General features: G+C 70.9%; 14 protein-coding genes and 2 pseudogenes. 5 read left to right on the top strand and 11 right to left on the bottom strand.

Translation table 11 applies throughout. The annotated features are described in order from the left end of the window. Positions 1 to 298 precede the first annotated feature (298 nt). Positions 299 to 727, top strand: a complete 429-nt coding sequence (locus tag AB0I23_RS36215) for a hypothetical protein (RefSeq protein ID WP_359116275.1) — start codon at positions 299 to 301, stop codon at positions 725 to 727. An 85-nt stretch (positions 728 to 812) separates the two neighbouring features. Here AB0I23_RS36215 and AB0I23_RS36210 read toward each other — a convergent pair whose 3' ends face one another. The 5 genes and pseudogenes from AB0I23_RS36210 to AB0I23_RS36190 all read right to left on the bottom strand — a co-directional run bounded on the left by AB0I23_RS36210 (position 813) and on the right by AB0I23_RS36190 (position 4755). Beyond that, complete coding sequence (locus tag AB0I23_RS36210) at positions 813 to 1778, bottom strand: aldo/keto reductase (RefSeq protein ID WP_359116287.1); 966 nt, start codon at positions 1776 to 1778, stop codon at positions 813 to 815. 56 nt (positions 1779 to 1834) lie between these two features. Further along, positions 1835 to 2449: a hypothetical protein gene (locus AB0I23_RS36205; protein ID WP_359116273.1), complete on the bottom strand. Its 615-nt coding sequence runs from the start codon at positions 2447 to 2449 to the stop codon at positions 1835 to 1837. A 65-nt stretch (positions 2450 to 2514) separates the two neighbouring features. Then, on the bottom strand, positions 2515 to 2982 hold the full coding sequence (locus AB0I23_RS36200; protein WP_359116271.1) for a DUF5709 domain-containing protein: 468 nt from the start codon (positions 2980 to 2982) through the stop codon (positions 2515 to 2517). 220 nt (positions 2983 to 3202) lie between these two features. Next, positions 3203 to 3655, bottom strand: a pseudogene (locus AB0I23_RS36195) (amino acid transporter); the annotation flags it as partial. Between the two features lie 224 nt (positions 3656 to 3879). Next, positions 3880 to 4755, bottom strand: a complete 876-nt coding sequence (locus AB0I23_RS36190) for a metallophosphoesterase family protein (protein WP_359116268.1) — start codon at positions 4753 to 4755, stop codon at positions 3880 to 3882. Positions 4756 to 5143: 388 nt separating this feature from the next. Here AB0I23_RS36190 and AB0I23_RS36185 point away from each other — a divergent pair. Next, positions 5144 to 5400: pseudogene (locus tag AB0I23_RS36185) on the top strand (aldo/keto reductase); the annotation flags it as partial. 14 nt (positions 5401 to 5414) lie between these two features. Here the strand turns inward: AB0I23_RS36185 and AB0I23_RS36180 are convergent. Together AB0I23_RS36180 and AB0I23_RS36175 are read right to left on the bottom strand one after the other, a co-directional pair. After that, entirely contained in the window at positions 5415 to 5810 is a 396-nt protein-coding gene (locus tag AB0I23_RS36180; protein WP_359116265.1) for a nitroreductase family deazaflavin-dependent oxidoreductase, read from the bottom strand. A gap of 251 nt (positions 5811 to 6061) precedes the next feature. Beyond that, the gene (locus tag AB0I23_RS36175) at positions 6062 to 6964 is read right to left on the bottom strand and encodes a UbiA family prenyltransferase (protein ID WP_359116263.1); all 903 of its coding nucleotides are present in this window, start codon (positions 6962 to 6964) and stop codon (positions 6062 to 6064) included. A gap of 42 nt (positions 6965 to 7006) precedes the next feature. On the opposite strand from AB0I23_RS36175, the gene AB0I23_RS36170 reads away from it, so the two are divergent. The 3 genes from AB0I23_RS36170 to AB0I23_RS36160 are packed head-to-tail and all read left to right on the top strand — an operon-like array spanning position 7007 to position 9628. Further along, on the top strand, positions 7007 to 8074 hold the full coding sequence (locus AB0I23_RS36170) for a type III polyketide synthase (RefSeq protein ID WP_359116261.1): 1068 nt from the start codon (positions 7007 to 7009) through the stop codon (positions 8072 to 8074). A gap of 7 nt (positions 8075 to 8081) precedes the next feature. After that, positions 8082 to 8618 carry an isoprenylcysteine carboxyl methyltransferase family protein gene (locus tag AB0I23_RS36165; protein ID WP_359116258.1) on the top strand — a complete coding sequence of 179 codons (537 nt, stop codon included), beginning with the start codon at positions 8082 to 8084 and terminating at the stop codon, positions 8616 to 8618. After that, a complete protein-coding gene (locus AB0I23_RS36160; protein ID WP_359116256.1) occupies positions 8615 to 9628 on the top strand; it encodes an NAD(P)/FAD-dependent oxidoreductase in 1014 nt (337 codons plus the stop codon). The genes AB0I23_RS36165 and AB0I23_RS36160 overlap by 4 nt, the downstream gene beginning before the upstream one ends. Here AB0I23_RS36160 and AB0I23_RS36155 read toward each other — a convergent pair. The 4 genes from AB0I23_RS36155 to AB0I23_RS36140 all read right to left on the bottom strand — a co-directional run bounded on the left by AB0I23_RS36155 (position 9612) and on the right by AB0I23_RS36140 (position 12610). Continuing rightward, the gene (locus AB0I23_RS36155; RefSeq protein WP_359116253.1) at positions 9612 to 10016 is read right to left on the bottom strand and encodes a hypothetical protein; all 405 of its coding nucleotides are present in this window, start codon (positions 10014 to 10016) and stop codon (positions 9612 to 9614) included. The genes AB0I23_RS36160 and AB0I23_RS36155 overlap by 17 nt on opposite strands. A 152-nt stretch (positions 10017 to 10168) precedes the next feature. Further along, a complete protein-coding gene (gene lepB, locus AB0I23_RS36150; protein ID WP_359116251.1) occupies positions 10169 to 10849 on the bottom strand; it encodes a signal peptidase I in 681 nt (226 codons plus the stop codon). Between the two features lie 539 nt (positions 10850 to 11388). Then, positions 11389 to 12099 (bottom strand): HAD family hydrolase, encoded by a 711-nt coding sequence (locus AB0I23_RS36145; RefSeq protein ID WP_359116248.1) that lies wholly within the window; start codon positions 12097 to 12099, stop codon positions 11389 to 11391. A 25-nt stretch (positions 12100 to 12124) separates the two neighbouring features. Then, on the bottom strand, positions 12125 to 12610 hold the full coding sequence (locus AB0I23_RS36140; protein ID WP_359116245.1) for an Lrp/AsnC family transcriptional regulator: 486 nt from the start codon (positions 12608 to 12610) through the stop codon (positions 12125 to 12127). Positions 12611 to 12668: the final 58 nt, after the last annotated feature.

The following is a 12668-nucleotide window of genomic DNA, read 5'->3' as shown; positions in this document are numbered from 1 at the left end:
CCACCCCTCGGGCCCGTGGAGCCCGACGCCCCCGCAGCGCATGCGAAGGCCCCACGTCCACACCGACAGGACAAACCAGGGCAACCCGCCGGATCAGATACGACCGCCAGGCCGCAGACGAATCGAGGCCAACGCCCCGAACGGGGTGCTGTTCGCCGGTGCGCAGGTGCAGAACATACCCGGGAGTCAGGTGATCTGTTGAGTCTTCGCGAACTGGAGGAAGCGCTGCCGGCGCTGCTCGATATTCGTTCGGACGAGCCCAGGGGAACCGATTGGGACTTCCTCACGGAAGAGACAGGTGTCGTATTCCCCCGCAGATTTCGTCGAGCTGGTCGAGGCGTACCCGCCTTTCACGGTCGACGAGTTCCTGGGCCTCCAAATTCCGTCCCCCGGCGAGGAGGGTCACTTCGTCTCGGGAATGAGGGGGCTGCTCAGTGATCTGGTCGAGCTCGGGGACTCGGGTATGGCGCATGGATATGAGCCGTATCCGGAACCGGGCGGTCTCGTCCCCTGGGGTGACTCCTGCGACGGCGACGTCTTCTTCTGGCGCACCAACGACGCCGACCCGCAGTCCTGGACGATTCTCGTCAGCGGTCACAATGACGACTGGTGTGAATTCAAGGGGACCCTGACGGAGTACCTGGCCGGGCTGGTCACCGGGGCGGTGCCACCGGACGGCCTGCCGCCGGACTTTCCCGGTGCGACGCCGGCCATCGAAGCCGACTGACCGCTTCGACAGGGTGTGAATGGACCGGCCCGTGGAATCTCTTCCGCGAGCCGGTTCGCATGCCGGGGCGGGCGACGCCCGCGGATCAGGAGTAGAAGTTGCGCTGCCACCGGTGCTTGGCCAGCACGGCGAGCTGGTCGGTGGTGAGCGGACGCCCGTCGCTCAGGGCCGTGTTGCGCTCGACATTGCGCACGGTGCGCATGCCGGGGATGACGGTGGAAACCGCCGGCGAACTCAGTACGAACCGCAACGCGGTCTCGGCGATTTCATCGTGGGCGATACCGAGGTCGGCGACGATCGCGGCCACCCGCTGTTCGACCTGCGCAGGGCGGTCATCGCGGAAGTAGCGGTTGCGCCAGTCACCCTCGGGGAACGTCGTGCCCGCGGTGATCCGACCGGTGAGGCCGCCCTCGTCCAGCGCCACCCGCACGATGACACCGACGCCGTGTTCCTCACAGGCCGGCAGCAACGTGTCGGCGGGTGCCTGGTCGAAGAGGTTGTAGATGACCTGCACGCTGTCCACGGCGCCGCTGCGCACGAGTGCAAGTGCGCTGTCCGGCTGATGGTCGTTGATGGAGACGCCGAACAGACCGATCTTTCCCTCCTGTTTCAGTTCGGCGATCGTCTCCAGCCAGTCGCCACGGTCGACCCAGTCATCGCTCCACACGTGGAACTGCAGTACATCGAAGTGGTCCAGGCCGCTGGTGCGCAGACTGGTCTCCAGACTCGCGCGGATGTGCTCGCCCGGAAACGTCTCGGCCGGGTCAAGGCCGTCGGGCGCCGGCCACGTGCCGTTCTTCGGCGGCACTTTGGTCGCGACGTGTACCTTGTCGCCGGCCCGCTCGCGGACCACCCGGCCGACGATTCGCTCGCTCTCGCCGTAGCCGCGGGCGGTATCGATGAAGTTCACGCCAAAGTCGATGGCACGGTGCAGGGCCTGTACGGACTCGTCCTCCGTGGCACCCACCCAGCTGGACTCGCCGATGCCCCACGCGCCATAGCCGATCTCGGACACGGACAGTCCGCTTCGCCCCAGTTCGCGGTAGCGCACAATCATCCTCCACGTCATGGTCCTCGTTCTGGCCGAGCCGAGGCTTCCGCCAGGAATCACGTTGACGATAGGCGACGTGGGTGGCAAGGGCAGGTGGATTTCACGGTGGCCGCCGTCGTGGTCACGGATGCACCCGTCGGCGTGCGCACGGTGAGCGCGGCGCGCCGGCGACCGGTCGACCGCCTCGATCGGCGCGTCGGCGACGGGTGGGTTCCGACCGCCGCTGTCCGGTTCACGAATTCGTGGAACGACGCGTCCAGGCTCGCGACATGGTCCGGGAACGGGGGTGCCGGTGCGGGAACAACGGGGTGGAGCCGCCGGATTCCCCGCTCGTAGAAGAGGATCAGGGGCTCGTAGAGGTCGGGCAGGTCGGGCAGCTCCGTGTTGTCCTGCGCGCGGAGCTCCGCAAGTTGTACGGCCACGCCGCGGGTATTCCTGGCGCCGTACGCAGCCTTCTTGAGGAACTGGTCCAGTTCTGCGGCGAGTTCGAAGGGAGCTGGAACTTCGCGTCGACCGGGGCGGAACGGCTGCGATGGTGTGCGGCAAGGTCCATCGGCGAATCCCTGACGCTTCACGGGGGCAGGTGTGCGGTGTCGCCCTCCGAGTTCATGTACCACTTTCATCAAAATTGGGATATCTCCCTTTTCCACGGCGGACAGGATCGAGCGCACATGGATCGAACTCCTCCGAGAGCCCGGGCGCGGGCATCGGTGCTCCGGCTGCCGCTACGAGTGGCCTACTGGTCGTTCTGCTCAGGGACCACATGCACCGCCGCCTCCTCGGCGGAGGCTGCCGCACCGTCGATGCCCATGTCGAGGGCGATCATGCACCTCTCGTCGTCTCCGTGCGCGCCCTCGTCGGGCGCTACCAGTCGCCCCGCGCGCAGATCGCCGACCTCCCCGTCCCGGACCTCACCGTCCGTGTCGAAGACATCACCGATCTCGTCCCCGTCCGGGGTGTATACGTCCGGCTCCTCCTCACTGAGGCGCTGGTCGAGGCTTTCTCCCTCGTGCTGCTCAGCCGCAGTGACACCATGGTGTTCCACGGCCCATGGCCGCTCAGGGGGTGAATAGCCTGTGTCGAGCGGGTCCTGACCCGCACCGTCGTCAAGGGTGTCGGCGGGGTCGAGCAGCCCGGCGTCGTCCTGCACCTCCGAGCCGTCCGGCTGGTAGACCTCGTCACCCATCGTGGTGTCGCCGTCCATGGCACCTCCACTGTCGCGAATGAATCGTTGGGACAAACATCCCATTTCGCGCCATGTCCTCCTTCTCATCATCTGGGGTGTCGGCCGTCGGGACGACCGGAAGCGCGCAGACGTCCCGACGCACTGCTCCGAGGAATGCGCCGTCGAGGGCAGAATCTCCCGCCGGGACGCCTTGCCGGGGACCGGGCGGATCGCGCGGGCGCCGCCGGGCCCAAGGCCGGCCGACGTGGATGCGGGGCCGCAGCGCCGGGTCCGGTCCCGCCCGGCGCAGCACCTCGCGGGTCACCGGGGCGACCTCGCCGTCGCCGGAGACGAGAAAGCGCAGCAGATGGCTGACCGGGTGACCCTCGGTCCAGTTGACGTAGGCGTGCGGGACCTCCCTGAGTACCCCGTGCTTCTCGTCGCCGTGCACGGCCACCGTGGCGGTGAAGTCCGAGGAGTCCTGGATGAAGACCTCCAGGAAGAGCACGGGGCGGCCGTCGGGGATATGGGTCTGCTCGCGCTGGCTGTACTCCTTCGCGCGGTACGCCACCGTGCTGTGCTCCTGCGGTTCGTCGGCGATGATCCGGAGCGGTCCGACCGCCGCGACCTCGTCGATCAGCCGGACCGCGTTCCCGTCGAAGGTCACCGCCGCGGCGCGCAAATTCCACCACGTGCGGGGCGGCGAGCGGAAAAGGAACTGACGGCACGTCGGTTGCGGCGGACGTTGCCGGACGCACGGGTTGCTGGGTTGCGCGGCCGGTTCCACCGCGACCTCGTCCGCTTCGGTACCGGGCCTCGCGGACGCAGGGCAACCGCCGATCCGGGCCGCCGGACCGGACTGGCGGTGCCACGACAGGCTGTGGTGGGCGGGTCCGGCCCGATCGACGGCATGCGCTGATCACCCGGACTGTGCGATCACCCGTTCTCCCTGGCTGCGCGGGCCCGGTCCGTCGAGGGTGACGACAGCCGGACGGTCCGCAGCGGGGTGCGCGGCGGGCGGGCCCGCCATTCGCGCGGGTAGCCGATCGACACCTCCTCGAACCGCACGCCGTCGTAGTAGGTCACCCGCGGAATGTGCAGGTGCCCGTAGATCACGGCCGCGGCGCGGAAGCGGCGGTGCCAGTCCCGGGTGAGTTCCGTCCCGCACCACTGGGCGAACTCCGGGTACCGCAGCACATCGGTCGGTTCACGCACCAGCGGATAGTGGTTCACCAGAACCGTGCGGTGGTTCTCCGGAACTGTGGCCAGCCGGAGCTCGGTCTCCCGTACCCGCGCGCGGCACCAGTCGTCGCGCGTCGGATACGGGTCGGGGTGGAGGAGGTGCTCGTCGGTGCAGACGACCCCGGTCCTGTGGGCATAGGCGAGGGACTCCTCCTTGGTGGTCGTGCCCGGTGCGCGGAACGTGTAGTCGTACAGCACGAAGAGCGGCGCCACGGTCACCGGGCCCTCCTCGTCCTCCCACACCGGATAGGGGTCCTCCGGGGTGAGGACGCCCAGCTTCCGGCAGAGTTCGACCAGATGGAGATACCGCGCCTTGCCGCGCAGCTCCACGGGGTCGCGCGGGTGGGTCCACAGCTCATGGTTCCCGGGGACCCACAGGACCTTCGCGAAGCGCTCGCCGAGTATCTTCAGTGTCCGCTCGATGTCGGCGACCTTCTCGGCGACATCGCCTGCGACGACGAGCCAGTCGGCGTCGGTGCCGGGACGCAGGGATGACAGGATGGCACGGTTGTCGGCGTAGGCGACGTGCAGGTCGCTGACCGCCAGCAGGTTTCCGTTCAGAGCAAGCACTCCTCGTTCCGTGGGCTTCGCGCCCGGCCGTCCCCGGTACCTCCCGTCACGGCAGAACAGTCCGGGACCGGTGCGATCGAGCGTGACGCCGCGTTCCTGGCAGGCCTGTTCGACCTTCCCGGCTCCGATCGAACCACCTGCCCCGGGAATTGACGAGACGACGTGGCGCCGCGCGTGGTCGCCGAGATCGGGCAGGGCCGGTGGGTCCGGCCGCGGAGCCGGTGACCGGCGCCCCTCGGATGCGGTACGCGCCCGTCGGCACGCCGTGGGCGACGCCGCACGGGGTCAGGGCGAGTACCCCCGTTCCGCGCGAAGGCGTGTCCGGCCCGATGGCGAGGGGACCGGCAGCGAGGGATCGGACGATGCCGGAGGCCGGATCGAACGCTGCCGGTACGCGACCGGGGTGGCGGCGGCCGCGGAGTTCGCCGGGCTCGCACCGGAGGGCGCGACCGCGGCCCGGACCGCGCTGCGCCGGATCATTCAGCAGCCCGGTGTCACCAGCGTCATCCGGGTGCGCGTTCCGTGCAGCAGGCGCGCGCCAACGCGACGGCTGCGTCGCTTCCGTCGCTGCCGCAGAAGACGCTGGACGCGGTACGGGACCTCTACGACCGCCGCATCCGGGCCGCGATCCACCAGCGCCGGTAGGCGGCCGGTCGCCGTCAGTCGCTGAGATCGACCCGCACGGTCAGCAGGTCGGTGCCGAGCGCCCGGACTGCCGCGCTGTTGCAGCGCGGCAGCTTCGTGAGCCGGGCACGCGGGTCGTCCTGCGGGACCGGATGGGCCGTTCCGGCGTGCCAGCGCCCCCTGATCCGGACCCGGACCTCCGGGTTCGCCCGGATGTTGCGTACGTACTGCGACTTCTCGCCGTACTCCGAGACCAGCCAGAACTCCTTGCCGACCCGGCGGCCGCCGACCGGGGTCCGGCGGGGCAGTCCGGACGTGCGTCCCGTGGTCTCCAGGAGGGTCTGGTTCGGCAGTCGGCGGATCACCGGATTGGCGATTCGCCGCTGGAACGTCGTGACCGCCCGGAACTTCATCTCGTGATAGCGCGACATGCGTGACTCTTCCGTCGTTACCGGTGGCCCTCGCCGGAGTCGGCCCAGGGCTGTTTCGTCATTCCTGGCGGGCGCACAACGACAGCTGCGGCACCTCGCCGCGTTGTCTGGACGCAGCACATACACCCAGTATGGGGACGCTCCTCCGCCCTGCGATGCACCGCACCGGACGCCGCGACCTGTCCGGCCCCGGTCCGCCGTACACCCCTGGTCGAGAAGCCGGGCGGGCTGCGGCATCCGGGGAGGGGCGATCAGCCCAGCGTCGCGCCGCGCAGGAGCAGCAGTGCGATGTCGACACCGGCCAGGCCGAGCGTGGCCAGGAACGGCAGGCGGCTGTCGGGCGCGGACCGCAGCGGCAGGCAGACGGCCACAGCCAGGGTCCCGGTCACGACGAGACCGGTCCAGCTCGTCGCGTCCGGCGGCCCAGGTGGCCCGAGGACGAGGACGGCCGATGCGGCGAGCAGCGCGAGTGCCGCGACGGTGCGGGTCCGGCATCGGCCCAACCGCTGGGGCAGGCCGCGGACGCCCGCGGCCAGGTCGGCGTCGATGTCGGGGAGGACGTTGGTGAAGTGCGCGCCCACGCCGAGGAGCGCGCCCGCCACCACGGGCGTGGCGGCCGGCCAGGGGTGGCCCGGCAGCGCGAGCGTGACGAAGGCGGGCAGGAGGCCGAAGGCGACGGCGTACGGGAGCCAGGACAACGGTGTTCGTTTGAGGCCCAGGTTGTAGGACCAGGCGGCGGCGACCCCGATCAGATGGGCGCCACCCGCCGCCGCGCCGTTCGCCAGCGACAGGGGGACACACAGGGCAAGTGCGGCGCAGGCCGCCACCGCGACGGTACGGGCCTTCACGGCGCCGTCCACGAGCGGCTTGTCACGCCGGTTCGCCGCCGCGTCCCGTGCGATGTCGACGCGGTCATTGCTCCAGCCGACGGAGAGCTGCCCGGTGAGCAGGGTCAGAGCGACCAGGCAGCTGCCGGACGTATCGCGGCCCGCGGCCACTGCCAGCGCGGTGATCAGGGCGGAGACGGCCAGTGCGGGGGCCGGGTGGGCCGACAGGAACAGGGCCACCGCGACCCGGCCGAGGCGGGGAGCGGCCGCCGGCGCGACGGCAGGCGACGTGGTCGACGCGGCAGGCGCCCGGAAAGTGTGATGCATGACGTTCGATCAAAACATGTTGTTCGCCCCTATGGTGACAGGATGACGCGAATCGTCGCGATCCATGGTGTGCTCCCGCCGCACCGGTACGAGCAGTCCGAGATCACCCACGCCTTCGCCGACATGTGCCTGCCGCCGGGCGCCGACCGCGGTGTGCTGGAACGCCTGCACACGTCCGCCACCGTACGCGGCCGCCATCTGGCTCTGCCCCTGGAGCGGTACGCCTCCCTGAGCGGCTTCGGGGAGGCCAACGACGCGTTCATCGAATCCGCGCTCCTGCTCGGGGAGCAGGCGGTGCGCGGCGCCCTGGACCGGACGGGGCTCGACCCGGGTGACATCGACCTGGTCATTTCCACCTCGGTCACCGGCATTGCCGCCCCGTCCCTGGAGGCGCGGCTCGCCGGAAGGATCGGCCTGCGGCCCGATGTGAAACGCGTGCCGATCTTCGGGCTGGGCTGCGTGGCGGGGGCCGCCGGACTGGCCCGGGTCCACGACTACCTCGACGGCCACCCCGGTCAGGTCGCGCTGCTGCTCTCGGTCGAACTCTGTTCGCTGACCCTGCAGCGTACCGACGCGTCCGTGCCGAACCTGGTGGCGGGCGCACTGTTCGGCGACGGAGCCGCCGCGGTCCTCGCGGTCGGACGGGACCACCCGCACCGTCGGGAACACCGGCGCGGGCCGGAGGTGGTCGCGACCCGCAGCACGCTCTACCCCGGCACCGAACGCAGCCTGGGCTGGGACATCGGCGACGCGGGCTTCCGTATCGTCCTCGGCGCCGACCTCCCGGACCTGGTACGCGAGACGCTCGGCGACGAGGTGCGCTCCTTCCTCTCCGACCACGACCTCAAGACGCAGGATGTGACGGCCTGGGTCTGCCACCCCGGCGGTCCCCAGGTCCTGGAAGCCGTACGCGAGACGCTTGATCTGCCCGCCCGAGCGCTGGAACCGACCTGGCGTTCGCTGGCCGAGGTCGGCAATCTCTCCTCCGCGTCCGTCCTGCACATCCTCAGGGACACCCTGGCGCTGCACCCACCACCGCCCGGAACGCCCGGACTCCTCCTTGCGATGGGGCCGGGCTTCTGCACCGAACAACTCCTCCTCCGCTGGTAGCCGCCCCGTGATCCCCTACACCGGTCTCATCCTCCTGGTCGCCGTCGAGCGCCTCGCCGAACTCGTCACCGCCCGGCGCAACGCCGCCTGGAGCCGCCGCCACGCCGGAACGGAGTACGGGCGCGGGCACTACCCCGTCATGGTCGCCCTCCACACCGCGCTGCTGGCCGGCTGCCTGGGGGAGACCTGGCTGGGCGACCGGCCCTTCCTGCCCGCACTCGGCTGGCCGATGCTCGCCCTGGCCGTCGGTGCCCAGGGGCTGCGCTGGTGGTGCATCACCACGCTGGGGCCGCGCTGGAACACCCGCGTCATCGTGGTGCCGGACCTGCCCCTCGTCACTGTCGGACCGTACCGATGGATGGACCACCCCAACTACGTCGCCGTGATCGTCGAGGGCGTCGCGCTGCCGCTCGTCCACACCAACTGGCTCACCGCGACCGGATTCACACTCCTCAACCTGCCGCTCCTCGCGACCCGAGTGCGGTGCGAGAACGCCGCCCTGACCGGCGCCGCCCCGGCGCCGGCCCCTGCGGCCGCGCCGTGATCGACCTGCTGGTGGTCGGCGGCGGCCCCGCCGGTCTCGCCACCGCTATCCACGCCGCCGGATCCGGCCTCGAGGCGGTGGTCGCCGAACCGCGCCCCACCCCGATCGACAAGTCCTGCGGCGAGGGCCTCATGCCGGGGGCCGTGCACGCCCTGGCCGAACTCGGCATCACCGTCGCCGGACACCCGCTGCGCGGGATCCGGTACGTCGACGACCACCACAGTGCCGAAGCCCTCTTCGCGCCCGCCCCCGGCTGCGGCGTCCGGCGCACCGAACTGCACGCCGCCCTGGCCCGCCGAGCGACGGAACTCGGCGTACCGGTGATTCCGGCGCGGGTGGGCGGCATCCGGCAGAGCACCGACAGCGTCCGCGCAGCCGGCATCACCGCCCGCTACCTGGCCGCCGCCGACGGACTGCACTCACCGATCAGACGCCAACTCGGCCTGGACCGCCCGGATCCACGGCCCCCCAGATTCGGCCTGCGCCGCCACTACACGATCGAGCCCTGGACGGACCGCGTCGAGGTGCACTGGTCAGCACGGGCCGAGGCCTACGTCACGCCGCTCGGCCCGCGCCTGGTCGGCGTCGCCGTCCTGACGGCGGAACGCGGCCCGTTCGACAGCCACCTGGCCCGCTTTCCCCTCCTGTCACGCCATCTGCCCCCGAGTACCACCACCCCCGTGCGCGGCGCCGGACCGCTGCGCCAGCGCGTCGGATCCCGCGTGGCCGGGCGGGTCCTGCTGGTCGGGGACGCCGCGGGATACATCGACGCGCTCACCGGCGAGGGGGTCTCCCTGGCCCTCGCCGGGGCCGCGGAACTGGTGCGCTGCATCCGGGACGACCGCCCACGGGCGTACGAGCAGGCGTGGCGCAGGGTCTCCCGGCGCCACCGCCTGCTCACCGAATCGCTTCTCTGGGCCCGGCAGCACCCGCGGCTTGCCCGCCGCATCGTCCCGGCCGCGACCCGCCTTCCCGCGGCCTTCACGGCCCTGGTCAACCAGTTGGCGTGACCCGCTCTCCGGGCGCGGTCGGCCCAGCAGGTTCGTCCTTCACCGCTGACGGCAGTCTGCTCAGTCTGCTGGCCGGTGAGACGACGAGCCCGATCGCCACGGCGGCGGAGCCGATCGCGGCCACGGCCGGCGCGCCCTGGGCACCGATGGCGCCCGCCAGGAGAACGGCGGACAGACCGCCCACGGCGCCGCCACCGCACAGCAGCGTCCGGAACACCGCGTTCATCCGCCCCGTCATCGACTGCGGCGTACTGGTCTGCCGCAGGCTGACGACGATGACGCCCGCCGCACCCAGACCCAGGTAGGTGATGAAGAAGGACAGGACGAACATGCCGATCATCACCGGCCGGGGTCCGGCAGCGGTGACGATCAGTGTCGGGCCCAGCAACAGCGCCGTCGGTCGAACCGCCGGACACCTACCTGCGCCTGGGTCTTGCCGCCGCGGCGGACCCCGCCGAACGGACCGAGGGCGCCAGCCGCCTCGGCGCGGCGGTGCGAGGCGCCGAACGCTGAGGTCCGGGCGTCACGTGGCGCCGCGGTTCAGGGGCGCTGGAAGGGCGGAGGACCCCCGGGAGCGGGGTATCCGGCACCCGCGTACCCCGTGAAGGGCGGGGGTATCGTTGCCCGGCGCCGCCGTGTCAGCCCGCCCACCAGCGCACAGACGGCACCCGCGAGGGCGAGAACCACACCGAGCAGGGCGCCGAGGCCCAGCATTGTCGGCACGGTGGCATCGTCAAGTGCCCGTCCCCGCACGGCCGTCACGGGCACGGTTCCGGAGTCCTCGCCGGAGAAGTAGCGCGAGTCGTTGGAGTTCCCACGGTTGTCGCCGAGGAGGAACATCCGCCCGGCCGGCACCTTCACGTCGTACGGGCCGTGCCCGCCGTCGACATCCGCCCCCTTCAGGTACGGCTCCTTGAGCGGTGTCCCGTTGACGGTCAACCGGGTCCCGTCAAAGACCACATGGTCGCCTCCTAGCCCGATGACACGCTTCATCACGGCCTCGCCGTTGTAACGGTCCGGCAGGCCGAAGAGCACCACATCGCCCTTCCGTATCTTCTCGCCATCGGTCTTCGCGAAGAAGACCCGATGACCCGGGGCGTATGTCGGCTCCATGGACTCACCCCTGGGCGTCACCATCGTGTAGCCGCTGCGGAGGGTCCAGAGCGACCCCGCTGTCAGCACGATCCCCAGGACGGCCAGTACGACCCCCGTGGTCAACACCCCACGTCCAGCGCGTCGCATCCGCCGATCTCCCCTCACAGCCGTCATCATCACCTCACACGTGCAGCGATACCGTAGAGGGTCCCGGTCGCCGGGCACGCAGCGGGGACCGTGACGACGGGACGGCGGGCCCGGACGACCCCTACTCGAGACCGGAGACCCTGAACACGGTCCGCACCGTGCGACGGGCCCTTTTGCTCAACTGGGACACTCGTGTTCAAGCTCCCCTGTGGTTGGTTCGGACCAAGGCGTGCAGGTGGGTGACGGTGACCGCGCTGGGCATGAGGTGTGCAGGTTTCCGGAAAGCGGATGGTGAGGCGAACCAGCAGGCAGGAGGGCTGCCTGCGGGTGCGTCCCGATCGGTGCGAGGGGATGCGGCCGCGGGCGGTGGCCCTTCGGGCGCTTCGCGGCCGGGCCCGCGTGTGCGGGCGCCGTACGGGCAAGCGCTCTGCCGGGCATCGCCCGGACAGCCCGGTGGGCCGGGGTGGTGGCGTACAAGGCGCCGGGCATCGAGCTCGTCGAGAGCTTCCGGATGACCGTCACCGGCAAGACCAGGAAGGCTGAGCCCCGGCCAGCCAGTCGTAGGCGGTCTGCGCCGTGAACTCGTCCTGACCACCGCGGAAGAGCAGCCCCGCCGCGGTGAACGCCGGATCGTCGGCCGTCGACGCCACATAGGGGACCCCGATGCAGCGCATGCCCGCCGCATGCGCTGCCGCCGCCCCCGGTGCCGCGTCCTCCAGCACCACGCAGTCGCCGGGCGCGGCGCCCAGCCGCCGCGCGGCCTCCAGGAACACATCCGGCGCCGGCTTCCCGTGCGCCACCTCGTCGGCGGAGACATATGTCGTGACGTGCGCGCCGAGTCCGGTGGCCGCGAGCACCGCCTCGATCGCGGCTCGGGACGACCCCGATGCCACGGCCGTCGTGATCCCCTCCTGACGCAGCCGTTCCACGAACTTCCGCATCTCCGGGAACACCTCGGTCGAGGATCGTGCCAGGTCCAGGTAAAGGGCGTCCTGGCCGGCAAGGAGTTCGTCGACGGGCGTCTCGATCCCGTACTCGGCCCGAAGCGCCGTCAGCGTCTCGCGGGTGCTGATCCCGATGTACCGGGCGTGGTGCTCCCAGGTGAAGTCCGGCACGCCGTGACGGGCGAGGAGCCGACGCCCCGCCTCGTAGTAGTTCGGCTCGCTGTCCACGAGTGTGCCGTCGAGATCGAAGATGACCGAGGGAGCGGAGGGGCGCCGAGTGCTCATGGCACCCAGCATGCCAAGGCGGTGATCAGTTCGACGGTCCGGCCGCGGCCAGGCCGACGGATTCGACCAACGGCAGCAGCCGGTGCGGGACGCGCTCGCGCAGGGCCACTTCGGTGCGGGTCCGCACCACGCCGGGCAGCTGGATCAGCTGCTGGATCACATCCTCCAGGTGCCCGTTGTCGCGGGCCACGACCCGCGTCAGCAGATCCCCGCCGCCGGTGGTCGAGAACGCCTCGACGATCTCCGGCACGGCGGCGAGCGCCTCGCCCACCTCGTCCAGATGCCCCTGGGTGACCTCCAGATGGACGAAGGCGAGCACCGGGTGTCCGAGCGCGGCGGGGGAGAGGACCGGGCCCGTACCGGTGATCACACCGTTCCGCTCCAGCCGGTCGATACGGGCCTGTACGGTGCCTCGGGCGATGGAGAGGATCCGCGCGTACTCCCGCACGCTGGTCCGGGGCTGCTCGATGAGCAGCCGCAGGATGCGGGTGTCGAGCGCGTCCACCGCCATGGTCCGTCGGCCTCTTCCTGCTCTGCTGATACGGGCTCCGACTGTACCAATGGCCCAG

Source organism: Streptomyces atratus, from assembly GCF_040655115.1.
Classification (GTDB): domain Bacteria; phylum Actinomycetota; class Actinomycetes; order Streptomycetales; family Streptomycetaceae; genus Streptomyces; species Streptomyces atratus_D.
The sequence above is the reverse complement of the archived record's forward strand: the minus strand, read 5'-3'. Positions and strand labels throughout refer to the sequence as shown.

What these genes read in the sequence shown, in the direction of transcription:
- AB0I23_RS36200 (WP_359116271.1), bottom strand. Translation starts at nt 2,982, where the DNA reads ATGGACGGCGACACCACGATGGGTGACGAGGTCTACCAGCCGGACGGC.
- AB0I23_RS36180 (WP_359116265.1), bottom strand. Translation starts at nt 5,810, where the DNA reads ATGTCGCGCTATCACGAGATGAAGTTCCGGGCGGTCACGACGTTCCAG.
- AB0I23_RS36175 (WP_359116263.1), bottom strand. Translation starts at nt 6,964, where the DNA reads ATGCATCACACTTTCCGGGCGCCTGCCGCGTCGACCACGTCGCCTGCC.
- AB0I23_RS36170 (WP_359116261.1), top strand. Translation starts at nt 7,007, where the DNA reads ATGACGCGAATCGTCGCGATCCATGGTGTGCTCCCGCCGCACCGGTAC.
- AB0I23_RS36145 (WP_359116248.1), bottom strand. Translation starts at nt 12,099, where the DNA reads ATGAGCACTCGGCGCCCCTCCGCTCCCTCGGTCATCTTCGATCTCGAC.
- AB0I23_RS36140 (WP_359116245.1), bottom strand. Translation starts at nt 12,610, where the DNA reads ATGGCGGTGGACGCGCTCGACACCCGCATCCTGCGGCTGCTCATCGAG.